Below are 16,431 nucleotides of genomic sequence, written 5' to 3' on the forward strand. Positions count from 1 at the left end.
TCCTATGTATTTTCCAACATATCACTGTTTGATGCGCCTGGTGGCACCAATGGCCACACGTTTTCTTCTTCATCAATCAAAACGTGAAGCATGTAAGAAGTTTCACTCGCTAGCATCTCTTTCAGCGCTGGCTCCACTTCTTCTTTCTTGGTGATGGTCTTGCCCGGGATATCGAACGCTTTTGCTAGCATCACGAAATCTGGGTTGTCATCAAGAATGGTTTCACTGTGGCGACCGTCGAAAAACAGCGATTGCCATTGGCGAACCATGCCAAGACGTTGGTTATTAAGAAGGACAATCTTCACTGGAATCTGACGACGCTTCAGCGTGCCCAATTCCTGCACGTTCATCATAAATGAACCGTCACCTGTAATAAGGATAGACTGATCATCAGGACGTGCGACTGCTGCACCCATCGCTGCTGGCAAGCCAAAGCCCATGGTGCCAAGGCCAGCAGAAGTGATGAAATTTTGTGGTTCGCGTGGCTGGATATGTTGCGCTGCCCACATCTGGTGCTGACCGACATCAGTCGAGACAATTGAGCTGTCTGGCATCATGTCTGACAGTTGTTTAAGCAATAGCGGTGCGTAGATTAACTCGCCCGGATGGTCGTAACGCCACTTAAAGCCGCTGCGCAGACTTTCACTGTGATGTACCCACGGTGAGATATCTTGAGTCAGCTCTAGCTGAGGAAGAATGGTGTTGATGTCGCCACGCAATGGTGCGTTGGCGTGGCGCAGTTTATGAATTTCTGCGGCATCAATGTCGATGTGAATCACTTTCGCATTTGGTGCAAACGTGTCGAGCTTACCCGTCACACGGTCATCAAAGCGTGCGCCAACCACGATCAATAGATCGGCTTCTTGAACCACTAGGTTAGCGGCTTTGGTGCCGTGCATGCCCAACATACCAAGATAGTGAGGATCATGGCGTTCAATGGTACCGAGGCCTTTTAGTGTACTAACTGCTGGCATTGGGTTTAAGCGAAGGAATTCGCGTACTGCATCGGTTGCTTTCGCGAGTTGCACGCCACCACCAACATACAACACTGGGCGAGTTGATGCTGCCAGTACATCTTGCGCACGTTTGATATCTTCAGCGCTGACATCTTCGATTGCAGGCGCAACATATGGAGGCAGTAGATCTGTTGGGGTTTGAGCCAGTTGAACGTCTTTGGCGATATCGACAATGACTGGACCCGGACGACCCGTTTTGGCCACTTCAAACGCTTCGGCTAGCGTTGGCGCTAGGTCTTCAATTTCGGTCACGAGATAGCTGTGCTTAGTACAGGCTAGGGACATTCCGATCACATCCATTTCTTGGAATGCATCGGTACCGATATGAGAGCTAGCAACCTGGCCTGTGATGGCAACTAGAGGTACGGAGTCAAGGAAAGCGTCGGCAAGGCCGGTAACAAGGTTAGTGGCCCCTGGGCCGGAAGTTGCCATACATACAGCAACGTCTTGAGTGGAACGAGCCATACCGATGGCGGCCATGGCGGCCCCTTGCTCATGACGGCATAGGATGTGCTCCACCCCTCCGTCATACAAAGCATCGTAGATTGGCATGATGGCCCCGCCAGGGTAGCCAAAAACGGTTTCGATGCCTTGCTGTCTTAAAGCGGCTACGACAAGTTGTGCACCAGTCATCGTAAACCTCCTTTGCTACGTTGTGGCTCGTAGCGATTGCCATATTTATTGCACTTCATGTGCACTCCCATTCTTCCCGTTAAACTGTCCGAGGGTTAGACAGATGACAACTTGTAGTTGTAAAAAAACCCCCGGACTTTTCAGTGCGGGGGTTTTTTGTAATTTGTGGTTACCTTTCGCCCACAATACCCCGCGCGGTGCCAATAATGACCACGATAATCAGGGCTAGCAGTGCGTTGATATGAGCGAAAAGGTTCATCTGTCTGTCGTTCTTTTTTCGTTAAAAAATGTTGTGTAATGTTCTACGAAATTGTTTGCGTCATTAGTGGTATCACACAATTCCGCTGCATGACAAGCAAAAAGTCATTCTTTTTTCACATTAACTCTCAATTGGGACGCGGTATATAACATAACCAACTAGATAAAACATTTGTTTACAGAGTGTTCAATAAATTGAGGAACGTATGGGGCTGGCAATCATTCATAGTCGAGCAAGCGTCGGGGTGCAAGCGCCATCGGTTAGTGTAGAAGTTCATATTAGCAATGGTATGCCCGGGTTTACCTTGGTAGGGCTGCCAGAGACGACGGTAAAAGAGTCCAAAGATCGCGTTCGTAGCGCGATCATTAATTCTAATTTTCAGTTTCCAGCTAAGCGGATCACCGTTAATTTAGCTCCAGCAGATTTGCCCAAAGAGGGAGGGCGTTTTGATCTTCCTATCGCATTAGGGATTTTGGCCGCTTCGGAGCAAATCGCGACAGATAAGCTTAAAAACTACGAATTTGTTGGCGAGTTAGCGCTATCTGGTGGTCTGAGACCTGTAAAAGGTGTGCTGCCTGCTGCGCTGGAAGCCAGTAAGATTCAACGTCATTTAGTGGTCCCACATGTCAATGGCGATCAGGCGGCGCTGGTGGGGAAGGAACAACATAAATCGGCCCAATCATTACTGGAAGTATGTGCTGAGCTTTGTGGTCAACATCGACTGAATCTTTTTCAAGCGCCTAAGCGAAAAACGATCGAAAAACATGGTCGAGACTTACAAGATATTATTGGCCAACAACAAGGTAAGCGCGCACTGGAGATTGCTGCCGCTGGAAACCACAACTTACTTTTCCTTGGCCCGCCAGGTACCGGGAAAACCATGTTGGCTTCGCGCTTGTGTGACTTACTACCGGAGATGAGTGACGAAGAAGCAATGGAAACCGCTTCGGTGGCATCGCTGACACAAAGTGAAATTAATGAGCATAATTGGAAGTCGCGTCCGTTTCGTTCGCCGCATCATTCAAGTTCAATGGCAGCATTAGTTGGCGGTGGCTCGGTACCCAGACCCGGGGAGATCTCTTTAGCCCACAACGGCTTGTTGTTTCTCGACGAAATGCCCGAATTTGACCGAAAGGTGCTGGACTCGTTACGCGAACCGCTCGAATCTGGTGAGATCATTATCTCTCGAGCGCAAGGTAAAACACGCTTTCCGGCTCGCTTCCAATTAGTTGGAGCATTGAACCCAAGTCCGACAGGATATTACGAAGGCAATCAAGCTCGCACCAATCCACAAGCTATTTTGCGTTACCTTGGTCGATTATCTGGACCACTGTTAGATCGCTTTGATATGTCTTTAGAAATCCCAGCTTTGCCCAAAGGAACATTAGCAGAAGGTGGGGATCGCGGTGAGCCGACCGCTATCGTTAAAGAACGTGTGAATCATGCGCGTACCAATATGTTGAACCGCAGCGGTAAGGTAAATGCACTGTTAGGCAGTCGAGAAATCGAGGCGTTTTGCCCCTTACACAAAAGTGATGCGGAGTTTCTTGAAACCGCTTTACATCGTTTGGGGCTTTCGATTCGCGCGTATCATCGCATTATCAAAGTAGCACGAACGATAGCAGATCTTGATGGGGCGGAGCAGATTGAACGAGCGCACTTAGCCGAGGCGCTTGGGTATCGAGCGATGGATCGCTTACTGAAACAACTCACGGCGCAAGCGGTATAGAGACGTGCAAATATCACCGCAACAAGTGTTGTAAGTGCCTTGTTGCGATGAAGGACGTTAGAAGGTGTAGTTGAGACCAAGAGACAACAGGTACTCTTTCTCATCATAGAACGTGATATTGGATTCCGTTTGGCTGTAGCCGGCTAAAGAGATGAACGACCAGTTTTGCCAGTCAAATACGTTTTGATATTCATAGGCTGCAAATAGGCTGAAGGTGTCGTCATTTCGTGTTTTAGCAAAAGTTTGGCTAGCGGCTTGATAGTCTTTCCATGCATAACCTGCGGTGAGGGCCAATCGATGGCGGTTGATAAATTTAAACCAGCTGATGTCAAACCCGTACGAATCAAATGATTCCGCCTTACCGTCGGCATCTTGATTGATGTAGGTGAAAGCGGGTTGCAACATGGATGTTTGATTAAGTGAAATCCGATAGTCACCTTTAACGTAGTAAAGGCTCGCATCGCGAGCGAGTGAACGGTCCGTTACTTCTTCTTGCTCAATGTCTTTATCAGCATAAGCGAGATCAAGGTTGAAGTTTTTATCAATCAATCCCTTGATTTGAAAGCGATAGGCATTGCCGTCCACATCCGTTTCTTGACGGGCGATTCCGACTTGATATGGGTTACGCCAAGTTTCGCTTTTGAGCACGGTCGGTAGATAGGAAATATCGAGCACGGTGCCGGATGGCAACTCGTGTTGATAGCCCAGCTGAAAAGCGAGTGTACCAACCGCGACATCGGAACGTGTGGTACCCGCGTACACTTGGTGATTGAGTCGGTTACCAAAAGTGTAAGTAATGCTTCCTAGCGGCGCAGCGATAACGGAACTGTCACTATCGGCGCGCTTATCGAGAGAATCGATGGTGTTACTATTTTCCGTATTGAAGTTGGATTCTGATGATACAAATCCGGCATTCAGCGAAATTTCACCGCCAAAACCTGTGGTTTCAGCGAGTTGAGCCTGAGCAGAACTGACGACAAAGGCCAAAGGCAAGAGAATTAGCCTTGGTTTCATTCGTTATCTCCTTATTGTCGAATGAGTGGTGCAAATATTGGTTGAGGTAACAAATCTGACCATTCCCACGCATATTCCAATGTGGCAAAGGCGCAGTATAATTACACGCTGTTTTATTCTTCACACATTATCACTGTTGTTTGACTATCATGTTGGCATATTTGTTATTTTTTTTTAACGCTTCTTTTGTGATTCTCAATTCTGCGCTGTGTTCACTCGCAATTTGTATTATCGCTGTGTTTAAAGTATTGCTTCCAAGCGTGGAGCTAAAAGCGAAAGCGACCGCTTGTGCCAACAAGGTGATGTGGTTATGGGCTACAGTCAATGCGGGCATTTTGGCGGTTTCTAACCGTGTTGACTGGGATGTTCAGGGCGGTGAGGCGCTGAAAAAAGACGGGTGGTATCTGTTGATCAGTAATCATCTCAGTTGGACCGATATTGTGGTGCTTTGCTGTGTGTTTAAAGATCGCATTCCTATGCCGAAGTTTTTCCTCAAACAACAACTGTTGTATGTGCCTTTCATTGGGATGGCGTGTTGGGCGCTCGACATGCCATTTATGCGTCGTTATTCGCGAGAGTATCTGATCCGCAACCCGCACAAACGAGGTCAAGATTTAGAGACGACACGTCGCTCGTGCGCCAAGTTCAAAAATGCCCCAACCACAGTGGTTAATTATGTCGAAGGCACTCGATTTACCGAAGAAAAACAGCGTAAGAGCAAGGCGAGCTACCAATATTTGCTGCAACCAAAATCGGGCGGGATCGCATACACGTTAGCGGCAATGGGGGAGCAGTTCGAGAACATTATCGATGTGACGCTGGCGTACCCAGAAAATACAAATAAGCCATTCAAGGATTTATTAATGGGCCGAATGGGCAAGGTTGTTGTGCGTGTGAATGTGTTGCCCGTCGATGAACGAGTGCTTGGTGATTACTTTAACGATAAGCCCTATAAGCGACAATTTCAGCAATGGTTGGGTGATGTGTGGCAAGAAAAAGATCGGTTGCTACAAGAGATTTACAAATAAACAAAGGGGAGCGATGAGCTCCCCTTTTGATTGATATCGATGCGCTTATTTTAGTGTCAGCAAGTAGTTCACCAGAGAGAAGTACTCATCCATCGTCTTGATGCTTTGTGCTTGAACTAGGTATTTGTTGTTAACGATAACCGCAGGAACGCCGGTTAGACCGCTGTTTTCAAATTGCTTGTCCATACGGCGAACCATGGAATCAACCGCAAAGCCTTTGAATGCAGAGTCGAATTTCTTCGCGTCTACACCTTCATCAAGGAAGATTTGGCGAAGCTCTTCATCGTTACGTGGCGCCTTCTTTAGATTGTGGATGCGGTTAAACATCACTGGCACCATTTTGTCTTCCACTTTTAGTGCAACCATGGTCGCGTAGGCTTTGCTCATTGATGGGCCCATGTTGCCACCCATGAAAGAAACGTGGTTTTTTAGTAGTTTAGTGCCTTCTGGCAACTGCTTTTTCAGTTGCTGGATAACAGGTTCAAAGCTATTACAGTGCGGGCAGTAGAAAGAGAAAAACTCCGTCACAAGAGGTTTTTTTGATGCCTCAAGATCCAATACTTTGTAATGTTCACCTTCTTTGAATTGCGCTGCATGTGCCGACAGGCTTAGCATCAGCATAGAAAACAGTGCGAACAGTTTTTTCATCGAAATATCTCCATTTTTGAATTTGTGGCCTGACTTACCATTGAGGCATTAAAGACAGCGGTGCTTCTTCTAAAGCGGCGATCTGCTCTTTAAATGCAAGGACCTGACCTTCCCAGTATTTTGGCTCATTAAACCATGGAAAAGCGAGAGGAAACGCAGGGTCATGCCAACGTTTTGCTAGCCATGCCATATAGTGCACCATTCGTAGACCGCGAAGTGGCTCAATTAGTTTCAATTCTGCGGGGTTAAAGTCGCAAAACTCTTGATAAGCTTCTAAAACAATATCCAGCTGCATAAGTTTGTCTTGGCGTTCACCGTTCAGTAGCATCCATAAGTCCTGCACAGCAGGGCCGTTACGAGCGTCATCCAAATCAACAAACATAGGGCCATCTCGCCACAAAATATTGCCTGGGTGGCAATCGCCATGCAAACGAATGATATTGAAGCTTTCTTGCCAGTGGCTTTCAATCGATTTGATCAGCATATCCAAGTCATTGAAGAAGCTGTTCTCCAAGTGCATTGGAATCATGTTGGCGTTTTGCAGAATCTCTCTTGGTTGATACAGGTATTCTTGTAAGCCGATCGTAGGGCGATGTTGGAAGGCTTGGCGGCTGCCGACTTTATGGATTCGGCCAAGGAAACGCCCTACACCTTCGAGCTGATCTAAATTGTCAACCTCGTATTGGCGACCACCCACGCTATCAAACAGCGCAAAAGCATAGCCTTGATAGTGATGCAGGGTTTCACCGTTGATGCGCACAGGTGGTGCGACGGGGATCTCATTGCCAATCAGCTCTAAAGTAAAGTCGTGCTCCTCTTGGATCTGTTCATTGCTCCAACGTTCAGGACGGTAAAACTTGACGACATAACGACGACGCTCTTCGTCAGTAAATTGATAAACACGGTTTTCGTAGCTATTGAGGGGAAGAAAGCCTGATTCTGCGCGAACGCCGATGCTTTCTAACGCGTACCACATAAAGTCTGGGGTAAGGGCGTCAAAGTTAAACATACTTTGGGACATATAAACAAAAAGGCTCATTACTGAGCCTTTTTCCATTAGTCATCGAAGTTATAGCTTCTTGATAAATCGGCTTTCCACTTCAATGGTGAATTCGTTGCTCTTATCGGTGAGTATAAACTGAATTGTCGTAATCGCAGAGTTTAGCTTGTCAGGATCGGCACCAAGACTCATTGGCAGGTTCAATACCTCACCTGGCTGGACCTGAATTGTCTGCTTACCGTACCAGCTTACATCGGATAGCCCTTCAACATCCAACGAGTACTCTTGCACTTGCTGAGTTTTGTTGATCACCTTGAGGGTGTAGGTGTTTTCTACTTCTCCCGAGCTATTAACGCGGAACAGTTGGTTACGGTCGCGAATAACACTCATGCCGGCTGGGTCTACCGCTGCAATTTGGGCAAAGAAAAGACCGACCATGACGAGTAGTACGGCACCATAGCCTAGCAGCTTCGGACGCATGACTTTGGTACTCTTACCCGATAAGCGATGCTCGGTGGTGTAACTAATTAGGCCTTTCTCGTAGCCCATGCGATCCATGGTGTTGTCACACGCATCAATACAGGCGCCACAGTTGATACATTCATACTGCAAGCCGTCACGAATATCGATACCTGTTGGGCACACCTGCACACACAAATCACAATCAATACAATCCCCCAAACCAAGCTGCTTTGGATCGGCTTTACGCGGACGTGGGCCACGTTTTTCCCCACGTTTTGCATCGTAGCCAACGATGAAGGTGTCTTTATCAAACATGGCAGACTGGAAGCGCGCGTAAGGACACATGTGAATACACATGATGGAACGCATCCAACCAGCATTACCATAAGTACAAATGGCAAAGAACATTACCCAAAAGACGGGCCAGAAGTTGGCGTTAAAGGTGAAAAAGTCGATAACCAATTGCTTCATTGGTACGAAGTAGCCAACAAAAGTAAAACCAGTGGCGAGTGCAATGGCAAACCAAGCTATATGTTTGACGGCTTTACGCATCGCTAAATTCGCCGTCAGCTTATTGGAGTCTTGTTTACGGCGTTTATTGGCACTACCTTCGAGCTTCTCTTCAAACCAGATATACATGAAGGTCCAGACGGTTTGTGGGCAGAGATAGCCACACCAAACCCGACCTAAGAAGGTGGTAATAAAGAACAACCCAAACGCCGCGATCACAAACAGCAAGGCGAGTAGGGTAAGATCTTGTGGGTACAGGGTGGTACCGAAAAAGTTGAACTGCTGGTTGCCAATATCAAGCAAGATCGCTTGACGTTCACCGTAAGGGATCCACGGTATCAAAGCGAAGAGAAGCAGTAAGAACCAACCACCGTAACGACGCAGTTTCTGGTAAGTCCCTTTGCTTTCGCGTACATAGATGCGATTACTTGGGTTGAACCGATCCCCGTTTCCTTTATGGGTTTTGGGATTATAGGTTTTAGGAGTCACATCTTTGATATCGATCTTGTCCTGACTCATGCACTCATCCTTCTTAGGCTTTTATAATGTACGGCGTCATTTCTATTGATGTCGCTCGATGACATTGCTGCTCGTTCCGTCATAAAGATGACCGAACATAATTATTTTAGTAAATACTGATGAACGGCGATTATACAATCAATAACAATTCCGTTTCTTTAACGCAGTCAATGTTTAACAACAAAAATCAGTACAGTTAACCTGATAATTGGCTGAACAGTTATAACCAATTGTGGGACTAAAAACTTTGGTTATAAAAAAGCGACTCACAGAGAGAGTCGCTTAAAGAATACTGGCTGTTGAGCTGGTTATTTGATGATGCCACGAGCGCGTAGGATCGCCGTTTTAAAATCGTCCTCTTGGTCTTTTTTGAGTCCAGGGATCATTTCATCTTTGCTGCTATTACGCATTTTAAGGTGGTAGATCAGTACATCGTCGGTCAGATCTTCTAGCTTACCTTCGTAGCCTGCTTCTTTCGCTAGCTTCACGATGAACTGCAGTAGGTTCATTTCTTGGTCTTTATGCCATTCAGGCTCTAGTAGCTCAAGCAGCTCTTCAATGCGATGACACTTCATTTCTTTCTCCACAGAATTTATAGGTGTAATTAGCTGTAAAGGTACCAAATTGCTTTGCGAAGACCAAATAGGAAAAACTATCTATTTCACTGTGTTTTGTTCTAAGTCGTTGAGGTGGTTTGAGTCGCGTGCAAAGAAAAAAGCGCAGCTGGCGCCGCGCTTTTGATTAAGCTGCTTTGATAACTTTGGCCGGAACACTCGACATCATTGCTGTCTTCTCAACCAATGTCATTGCTGGCGCAACTTGCTTTGCCTTTGGTGCAGTAGTAAAGCCACTGCGGCGGCGCATTGCACTAGTATTAGTGTGTGCGAACCTGACTGTTGTTGGGCGCATTAATTTACCTAACTGTCAGGCATATCCATTGCCGATGTAATGGCCTGAATCATTATGAGCTAGGCTCCAACAAGATTGAAGAATCACTCTTCTGGCTCTCGCCAATCCAGTTAATGAGTCAGGAATACCGATATGCATGCATATCAAGTGTAAGATTAGCATCCTTGTAATAATTGGTCGATAGTTGAGCAATTGAATTGTTTAGATTTTGTCATTTTGTCGCGATGTTCGAGGCAATTTTTGTTTGATCCCACGATCAGCAGTAGTAGTATGAGATCTCGACGAAGGAGGTGCCTATGTCATTTTTGAAGAAGACACTTGCCAGTTTTGGGATTGGGAGCGCTAAGGTCGACTCAATCCTAAATCAAGACGTGCTATATCCTGGTCAAAGTGTGGATGTGTCTATCCATGTTTATGGTGGTGCCACTGAACAAGCGATCGACAACATCGATTTAAAACTGTGTTGTCGCTATATCGCGGAAGCTCCTGATGACCGTGGTGCGCGAGAAGGACACAGCATGCGCCGAGTACCTCAGACTCATGTGCTTGCTAAGTGGAGCCTCCCTTATGCGTTTACCATCCATTCCGGCGAAGAGCGTACCTTCGATGTTCAGCTCGATGTGCCTTGGAATACGCCTGTCACCATTGGTGACGCCAAAGTGTGGCTCGAAACCGGCTTGGACGTTGCTGCTGCTTTAGACCCGACCGATAAAGACATCCTCACCGTTCGACCTGATCCACTAATGGATGCGGTGTTATCCGCATTTGAAGCGCAAGGTTTGCGTATTCGCCAAGTGGAGTGTGAGGAAGTAAAAGGGTTCGACCTGCCATTTGTGCAAGAATTTGAGATGGTGCCGACTGACGGGCCATACCATGGCGTGTGGCGTGAGTTAGAATTTGTCGCTCATCGTAGCGAGCAAGAACTCAAATTATGGTTTGAAGTTGACCGCACACGCAAGGGCGAGGGTGGCATGCTCGCAAGCTTACTGGGTAGCGGAAAACTCAAACGAGAGTTGACCATTCCAGCCACGACTAAGCTTGATCAAGTGGGTGAACTTGTACTTAATTATCTCGATCAAACCACGGCCGTTCATGAGTCTTAATTTAAGCTTACACGTGTAAGCCTAATGTGCCATACTAGAGCAAATTTCAAACTCTAGTATAGGCGCATTGATGTCTGAACTGCAGAAACCTCAATACAGTCAACGCGAAGAACTGGCCAATACCATCACTCATGGCATTGGGATGATTTTTGGTATTGTTGGCCTGATACTGCTGCTAATCAAAGCCATAGACCAGCAAGCTGATACGCTGACGCTGGCCAGTATGGCTGTCTACGGTGCGAGTATTATCGTGCTATTTTTGGCTTCGACGCTGTATCACGCAATTCCGCACCCCAACGCTAAACGATGGCTAAAAACTTTCGATCACTGCGCCATTTATCTGCTCATTGCTGGCAGTTATACGCCTTTTTTGTTGGTGAGTTTACGTACGCCGCTCGCGTTTGGTTTGATGATTGTTATCTGGACCATCGCTCTACTCGGCATCATCATGAAAGTCGCGTTTGTTTACCGATTTAAAAAGCTTTCCTTGATGACGTATTTGGTCATGGGCTGGCTGTCGTTGATTGTGATTTATCAGTTGGCGATCAACTTGGATATTGGCGGACTGACATTACTCGCAGCTGGTGGGATTGTGTATTCACTGGGGGTGATTTTCTACGTTGCGAAGCGTATTCCATTCAATCATGCGATTTGGCACGGCTTCGTTTTAGCGGGTTGTGTGTGTCACTTCTTCGCAATTTATTATTTTGTCGAGCCTATCTAACGGATAGATATGAACTCGACAAAACATGTGTTATCACATTAACGAGTTTTCACTTCTAACACTTTGGCTGAAAACTGGTATTGCTGAGACTGCGGCACTGCCAGTTTGATGCTTTTACCCTGTTCTGCTTGCTTTGGTCGCAGGTAAGTATCCGCCATTCGCTTGATGGATTGCCAAACTGTGACTTTTTCTTTCGCCAGTTGCTGGCCAGACATATCAAATACCAGAACTTCCACTTCAACTTGAATCACCGATTGTGAGCTTTGATTGGTAATGGACGTTGGCAGTACGAGCTCACCATCTTGATAGCTCGCGGAGCCAATCAGTACGTCGACACCAGAGTCAGACAGCTGCATGGTTGGCTTTTTGGCGTTTACCACCACAGTAGTGCCAACAGTTTTCGTCACAACTGGAATTGTCGCAATTGCGGGAGCTGCGATCGTTTCAACCGCGCCTATTGTCGCTTGCGTCTCTGTTGCTTGCTGCGCAGGTTTTTTCATGACGTATTCCCAAGTAAAGTCATCGTTTAACTTCACTTCTCGACCATCGGCTAAAGTGATGACTTCAGCGGCGTATGTGGATGAGGCGGCAAGTAGGGTCGCCAGAGTGATCCATGTTTTCATTGTTATACCTTTTATTTGTGTCTGCTTAACGGCGCCAAAACGCAGGGAAGAACAGTACAAGAATAGTCAGAATTTCCAAGCGGCCCATCAACATGCCAAAGCTCAGAAGCCACTTGGCGGTATCTGGCAGAGGCGCGAAGTTACCCGTCGGTCCAATCACGCTTCCCATACCTGGGCCGACGTTGGCTACCGCAGTGATGGCACCAGAGATGCTAGTGATGGGGTCTAAACCCAGCGCACTCAAGCAACCCGCGATAAAGATGATGGTGATAAAGAACATCAAGCCAAACGCGACCACTGAGCGAACAATGTCATCATTCACTGGGCGTTGGTTGTAGCGCTGTACAAACACACCTGAAGGGTGAATCAATTTCATCATTTGTTTGTTCAGCAGTGTCATTGCGATTTGGAAACGGAAGATTTTGATCCCACCAGACGTTGACCCCGAACATGCGCCCGCCATCATTAAGAAGGCAAAAAGAGTTGTGGGTAATGCGCCCCACGCGGTGAAGTCCTCTAAGCCAAAGCCGGTTGTGGTGACGACAGAGACGATATTAAACATCGACACTCGTAGCGCATCCAAAATGGTGTATCCGTCTCGAATCACTAACCAAGCTGAAATCACTAAGCTTGAGAACACGAACAGGTACGCGAATCCTCGAACTTGAGCGTCGTTAACCAACACATCAATACGGCGTTTACGTAACGCGGCGATGAAGAGCAAAAATGGCAAGCCACCTAAGAACATAAAGGTAGTGGCCACCCAGTGTGCGCCATTAGAGAAGTGGTTCATCGACCCGTCGGATGTAGAGTATCCGCCCGTTGATAGCGTGGTAAAGGCGTGATTGATCGCTTCAAACAGGTTCATGCCGGTGACCAAGTAGCCCACAATGCATAAGCCAGTAAGCATCAAATAAACCGCTACGATGTTTTTGGCGACCGTTTTCGCTCTCGGGCTACTTTTATCCGACCAATCTGATGATTCGGTTTGGAATAGCTTCATACCACCGACATTGAGCATAGGTAGCACCGCCACCGCCATTACGATAAAACCAATCCCCCCAAGCCACTGCAAAATAGAGCGCCACAGCAAGATGCTCGGCGCCATGTTGTCTAGGCCACTGAGCACCGTTGAGCCCGTCGTGGTGATACCCGACATCGTTTCGAAGTAGGCGTCGGTGAAGCTGATGTGGTTGATAAACACAAATGGCAAGGCGGCAAACGCACTCGCGATGGTCCAAACCAGACTGGTGATGAGGAACATATCGCGTACGCTGAGTTTGAACTTGGCGGTTCGACCGATCGTTAGGCAAATGAAGGCGGCAAGGTGCGTGATCACAACGGCTTGGGCGAAATCGAGGAATCCCCCCGTACCGGTAAAGAAAGCGACCAAAGTCGGCACGTACATAAACAGGGCCAGTTTGGATAAAACCAGCCCGATAACAAACAGTACGGGACGTAAGTTGACCATAGGAAAATCCTAGAGGAAGAATGGACTCGGCTGGAATAGCGCTTCGACGTCTGATACGTATTTTTTGTTGACCAGGAACATCACCACATGGTCATCCTGCTCGATGACCGTACGGTCGTGGGCAATAAGGACTTCTTCGCCACGAACGATAGCACCAATGGTGGTCCCAGGTGGGAGCTTAATATCTCCAATCGCACGTCCAACCACTTTGGATGTACTTTCATCACCGTGAGCGACGGCTTCAATGGCTTCCGCAGCGCCGCGGCGAAGTGAGGACACGTTTACGATATCAGCGCGACGCACGTGCGTCAGCAAGGCGGAAATGGTCGCTTGTTGTGGTGAGATCGCCACATCAATTACGCCGCCTTGTACCAGATCTACATAAGCGCCACGTTGGATCAGCACCATTACTTTTTTCGCGCCCATGCGTTTTGCCAACATCGCAGACATGATGTTGGTTTCATCTTCGTTGGTCAGCGCGATGAAGACGTCGACTTGGTCGATGTTCTCTTCCGAGAGAAGCTCTTGGTCTGCCGCGTCGCCGCAGAACACGATGGTGTTTTCTAGCTCTTCTGACAGTTTTTCTGCACGTTGGTAGTTACGTTCAATCAGCTTCACGCTGTAGTTTTGTTCTAAGCGCTTTGCGAGACTGGCACCAATGTTACCCCCGCCAACAATCATGATGCGGCGGTACGGTTTTTCTAGGCGCTGAAGTTCACTCATCACTGAGCGAATATGGTTGCTTGCGGCGACGAAGAACACTTCATCATCGGCTTCAATGATGGTGGTGCCTTGAGGACGAATCGGGCGACCTTGACGGAAAATCGCCGCCACACGGGTATCGATGTGCGGCATGTGCTCACGCAAAGCAGACAGCGCATTACCCACCAGCGGGCCACCGTAGTAGGCTTTTACCGCCACTAGGCTGACTTTCTGTTCAGCAAAGCTCACCACTTGCAGCGCGCCCGGGTATTGGATCAGACGTTCGATGTAGCTCGTAACGAGTTCTTCTGGGGCGATAAGGTGATCAACAGGAATAGCGCCAGATTTAAACAGGGCTTCTTTTTCGGCCAGATATTCTGGAGAGCGAATACGTGCAACGCGGTTTGGGGTGTTGAATAGAGTGAACGCGACTTGGCAGGCGGCCATGTTGGTTTCATCAGTGTTGGTCACCGCGACGAGCATATCGGCGTCTTGCGCACCAGCTTCGTGCAGCACGTCGGGGTGGCTCGCATGACCATTGACCACACGCAGGTCGTATTTGTCCTGTAATTCACGCAGTCGGTCGGCATTGTTGTCGACGATGGTGATGTCGTTGTTTTCACCCACTAGGTTTTCTGCCAGTGTGCCGCCAACCTGACCTGCACCAAGAATAATGATCTTCATACTCTTTTCTCGTATCTGAAAAAGGCGATTGAAATCACTCCAATCGCCCTATTTAGCATGCTGTTACGCGTGTGTTTTGGTTAGCACTGCGTAGTAGAAACCATCCATGTCTTCTTCGCCTGGTAGAATTTGACGACCAGGCTGGTCGGGATCAGAATCCAGCAGTTGCGCATCCGCGGTACGTGCTAAAAACGCTTTTACTTGCTCCACGTTTTCTTGCGGTGTGATTGAACAAGTCGCGTAAACCATTGTGCCGCCGGGTTTCAGTTGCGTCCACATGGCATCAAAAATTTCACTTTGTAGCTCTGCTAATGCGGCGATGTCGTCTGCACGACGTAGCCATTTTATGTCTGGGTGACGACGAATCACGCCAGTCGCAGAACATGGGGCATCCAGCAAAATGCGATCAAATTGCTCGCCTTGCCACCATTCTTGTGGATTACGCGCATCACCGCAAACCACTTTTGCCTGAAGGTTGAGACGCTTCAGGTTTTCGTGCACACGTTTAAGACGTGTGTCGTCGCAGTCAATGGCAACCACTTCGCTGCCTGATGTACGCTCAAGAATGTGTGCCGTCTTACCGCCCGGTGCTGCACAGCAGTCTAGGATCAGCTCGCCATCTTTTGGTTCAAGATAGTTAATCGACAGCTGTGCTGCCGCATCTTGCACCGATACCCAACCTTTTTCAAAGCCCGGCAGTTTCATCACATCGCATGGCGCGGCCAATTTTAGGGCGTCCATTGCTTGTGTGTGTGGCGTGCTATCAATGTTTTCATTTTTGAGTAGCGTTAGGTATTCATCACGAGTGTGGTGCTGGTGGTTTACACGCAGCCACATTGGCGCTTTTTGGTTGTTGGCTTCAACAATGCTTTCCCATTGCTCTGGGTAAGCTTCTTGCAGCAGTTTAAGTAACCAGCTTGGGTGGCCATACTTGCCCGCATTGTTGCTGACCGCCATTTGGTCTAGTTCTTCTTGGTTGCGCTGGTAGTTACGCAATACCGCGTTGATAAGACCGCGTAGACGAGGGCCTTTCAGCTCTTTAGTACCTTCAACCGTTTCACCGACTGCAGCGTGCGCAGGAATACGCATGAAGCTTAGCTGATAAATGCCTACCAAAATAAGGTGATGGAAAACGCGTTGTTTGCCTTTTAGCGGCTTATCCATCAACTGGTTTGCAATCATTTCTAGGCGAGGGAGGTAACGTAGAGCGCCGTAACAGATCTCTTGAAGAAGAGCGTGGTCACGTGGTCGTACGTTTTGTTGAGCCGCTGGAAGAGCGCTTGAAAGTGAGTGGCCCTTGTCGACGACAAGATACAAGACGTTGGCAGCCGCAGCGCGAACATTCATGATGAGTACCTTAAAGTAAAGGAGGGCATCTCTGCCCTCTAAAAGTTCGT

Annotated in this window: 15 protein-coding genes; 4 read left to right on the top strand and 11 right to left on the bottom strand. The window is 47.8% G+C overall.

Translation table 11 applies throughout. The annotated features are described in order from the left end of the window. Positions 1-2: 2 nt before the first annotated feature. Positions 3-1,649, bottom strand: coding sequence for an acetolactate synthase 2 catalytic subunit (ilvG, locus tag NL645_RS20255; protein WP_005394061.1), 1,647 nt, complete (start codon positions 1,647-1,649; stop codon positions 3-5). A gap of 464 nt (positions 1,650-2,113) precedes the next feature. On the opposite strand from ilvG, the gene NL645_RS20260 reads away from it, so the two are divergent. Next, the gene (locus NL645_RS20260) at positions 2,114-3,637 is read left to right on the top strand and encodes a YifB family Mg chelatase-like AAA ATPase (RefSeq protein ID WP_253652302.1); all 1,524 of its coding nucleotides are present in this window, start codon (positions 2,114-2,116) and stop codon (positions 3,635-3,637) included. Positions 3,638-3,694: 57 nt separating this feature from the next. On the opposite strand, the gene NL645_RS20265 is transcribed toward NL645_RS20260, so the two are convergent. Next, a complete protein-coding gene (locus NL645_RS20265) occupies positions 3,695-4,651 on the bottom strand; it encodes a DUF2860 domain-containing protein (RefSeq protein WP_253652303.1) in 957 nt (318 codons plus the stop codon). Positions 4,652-4,800: 149 nt separating this feature from the next. Here NL645_RS20265 and NL645_RS20270 point away from each other — a divergent pair, with 149 nt between their 5' ends. Beyond that, positions 4,801-5,679 carry an acyltransferase gene (locus NL645_RS20270; protein ID WP_114324056.1) on the top strand — a complete coding sequence of 293 codons (879 nt, stop codon included), beginning with the start codon at positions 4,801-4,803 and terminating at the stop codon, positions 5,677-5,679. Between the two features lie 45 nt (positions 5,680-5,724). Here NL645_RS20270 and NL645_RS20275 read toward each other — a convergent pair whose 3' ends face one another. The 5 genes from NL645_RS20275 to NL645_RS20295 form a co-directional block, all read right to left on the bottom strand. Beyond that, positions 5,725-6,327: a thiol:disulfide interchange protein DsbA/DsbL gene (locus tag NL645_RS20275; RefSeq protein WP_005379036.1), complete on the bottom strand. Its 603-nt coding sequence runs from the start codon at positions 6,325-6,327 to the stop codon at positions 5,725-5,727. Between the two features lie 34 nt (positions 6,328-6,361). Beyond that, on the bottom strand, positions 6,362-7,348 hold the full coding sequence (locus tag NL645_RS20280; RefSeq protein WP_253652310.1) for a serine/threonine protein kinase: 987 nt from the start codon (positions 7,346-7,348) through the stop codon (positions 6,362-6,364). Between the two features lie 48 nt (positions 7,349-7,396). Continuing rightward, a complete protein-coding gene (gene ccoG, locus NL645_RS20285) occupies positions 7,397-8,818 on the bottom strand; it encodes a cytochrome c oxidase accessory protein CcoG (protein WP_005379038.1) in 1,422 nt (473 codons plus the stop codon). 308 nt (positions 8,819-9,126) lie between these two features. After that, the gene (locus tag NL645_RS20290; protein ID WP_048625604.1) at positions 9,127-9,393 is read right to left on the bottom strand and encodes a YihD family protein; all 267 of its coding nucleotides are present in this window, start codon (positions 9,391-9,393) and stop codon (positions 9,127-9,129) included. 166 nt (positions 9,394-9,559) lie between these two features. Continuing rightward, positions 9,560-9,727 carry a hypothetical protein gene (locus NL645_RS20295; RefSeq protein ID WP_005379043.1) on the bottom strand — a complete coding sequence of 56 codons (168 nt, stop codon included), beginning with the start codon at positions 9,725-9,727 and terminating at the stop codon, positions 9,560-9,562. A 296-nt stretch (positions 9,728-10,023) separates the two neighbouring features. Between NL645_RS20295 and NL645_RS20300 the strand changes: the two genes are divergently transcribed. Further along, positions 10,024-10,830, top strand: coding sequence for a sporulation protein (locus tag NL645_RS20300; protein ID WP_005394045.1), 807 nt, complete (start codon positions 10,024-10,026; stop codon positions 10,828-10,830). Between the two features lie 70 nt (positions 10,831-10,900). Continuing rightward, complete coding sequence (locus tag NL645_RS20305; protein ID WP_005394044.1) at positions 10,901-11,554, top strand: hemolysin III family protein; 654 nt, start codon at positions 10,901-10,903, stop codon at positions 11,552-11,554. A 38-nt stretch (positions 11,555-11,592) separates the two neighbouring features. Here NL645_RS20305 and NL645_RS20310 read toward each other — a convergent pair whose 3' ends face one another. The 4 genes from NL645_RS20310 to rsmB all read right to left on the bottom strand — a co-directional run bounded on the left by NL645_RS20310 (position 11,593) and on the right by rsmB (position 16,381). Next, positions 11,593-12,177 (bottom strand): DUF3157 family protein, encoded by a 585-nt coding sequence (locus tag NL645_RS20310; RefSeq protein ID WP_248382021.1) that lies wholly within the window; start codon positions 12,175-12,177, stop codon positions 11,593-11,595. A gap of 25 nt (positions 12,178-12,202) precedes the next feature. Beyond that, complete coding sequence (locus tag NL645_RS20315; protein WP_006742925.1) at positions 12,203-13,648, bottom strand: TrkH family potassium uptake protein; 1,446 nt, start codon at positions 13,646-13,648, stop codon at positions 12,203-12,205. Between the two features lie 9 nt (positions 13,649-13,657). Next, positions 13,658-15,034, bottom strand: coding sequence for a Trk system potassium transporter TrkA (gene trkA, locus NL645_RS20320; protein ID WP_005394041.1), 1,377 nt, complete (start codon positions 15,032-15,034; stop codon positions 13,658-13,660). Positions 15,035-15,097: 63 nt separating this feature from the next. Continuing rightward, on the bottom strand, positions 15,098-16,381 hold the full coding sequence (rsmB, locus tag NL645_RS20325) for a 16S rRNA (cytosine(967)-C(5))-methyltransferase RsmB (protein WP_253652304.1): 1,284 nt from the start codon (positions 16,379-16,381) through the stop codon (positions 15,098-15,100). Positions 16,382-16,431: the final 50 nt, after the last annotated feature.

The sequence above is a fragment of the Vibrio sp. Y51_MX_L26 genome, from assembly GCF_024181935.1.
Lineage (GTDB): Bacteria > Pseudomonadota > Gammaproteobacteria > Enterobacterales > Vibrionaceae > Vibrio > Vibrio diabolicus.

What these genes read in the sequence shown, in the direction of transcription:
- NL645_RS20295 (WP_005379043.1), bottom strand. Translation starts at nt 9,727, where the DNA reads ATGCGCCCAACAACAGTCAGGTTCGCACACACTAATACTAGTGCAATG.
- NL645_RS20280 (WP_253652310.1), bottom strand. Translation starts at nt 7,348, where the DNA reads ATGTCCCAAAGTATGTTTAACTTTGACGCCCTTACCCCAGACTTTATG.
- NL645_RS20300 (WP_005394045.1), top strand. Translation starts at nt 10,024, where the DNA reads ATGTCATTTTTGAAGAAGACACTTGCCAGTTTTGGGATTGGGAGCGCT.
- NL645_RS20310 (WP_248382021.1), bottom strand. Translation starts at nt 12,177, where the DNA reads ATGAAAACATGGATCACTCTGGCGACCCTACTTGCCGCCTCATCCACA.
- trkA (WP_005394041.1), bottom strand. Translation starts at nt 15,034, where the DNA reads ATGAAGATCATTATTCTTGGTGCAGGTCAGGTTGGCGGCACACTGGCA.
- ccoG (WP_005379038.1), bottom strand. Translation starts at nt 8,818, where the DNA reads ATGAGTCAGGACAAGATCGATATCAAAGATGTGACTCCTAAAACCTAT.
- NL645_RS20265 (WP_253652303.1), bottom strand. Translation starts at nt 4,651, where the DNA reads ATGAAACCAAGGCTAATTCTCTTGCCTTTGGCCTTTGTCGTCAGTTCT.
- NL645_RS20260 (WP_253652302.1), top strand. Translation starts at nt 2,114, where the DNA reads ATGGGGCTGGCAATCATTCATAGTCGAGCAAGCGTCGGGGTGCAAGCG.
- NL645_RS20290 (WP_048625604.1), bottom strand. Translation starts at nt 9,393, where the DNA reads ATGAAGTGTCATCGCATTGAAGAGCTGCTTGAGCTACTAGAGCCTGAA.
- NL645_RS20275 (WP_005379036.1), bottom strand. Translation starts at nt 6,327, where the DNA reads ATGAAAAAACTGTTCGCACTGTTTTCTATGCTGATGCTAAGCCTGTCG.
- NL645_RS20270 (WP_114324056.1), top strand. Translation starts at nt 4,801, where the DNA reads ATGTTGGCATATTTGTTATTTTTTTTTAACGCTTCTTTTGTGATTCTC.
- rsmB (WP_253652304.1), bottom strand. Translation starts at nt 16,381, where the DNA reads ATGAATGTTCGCGCTGCGGCTGCCAACGTCTTGTATCTTGTCGTCGAC.
- NL645_RS20315 (WP_006742925.1), bottom strand. Translation starts at nt 13,648, where the DNA reads ATGGTCAACTTACGTCCCGTACTGTTTGTTATCGGGCTGGTTTTATCC.
- NL645_RS20305 (WP_005394044.1), top strand. Translation starts at nt 10,901, where the DNA reads ATGTCTGAACTGCAGAAACCTCAATACAGTCAACGCGAAGAACTGGCC.
- ilvG (WP_005394061.1), bottom strand. Translation starts at nt 1,649, where the DNA reads ATGACTGGTGCACAACTTGTCGTAGCCGCTTTAAGACAGCAAGGCATC.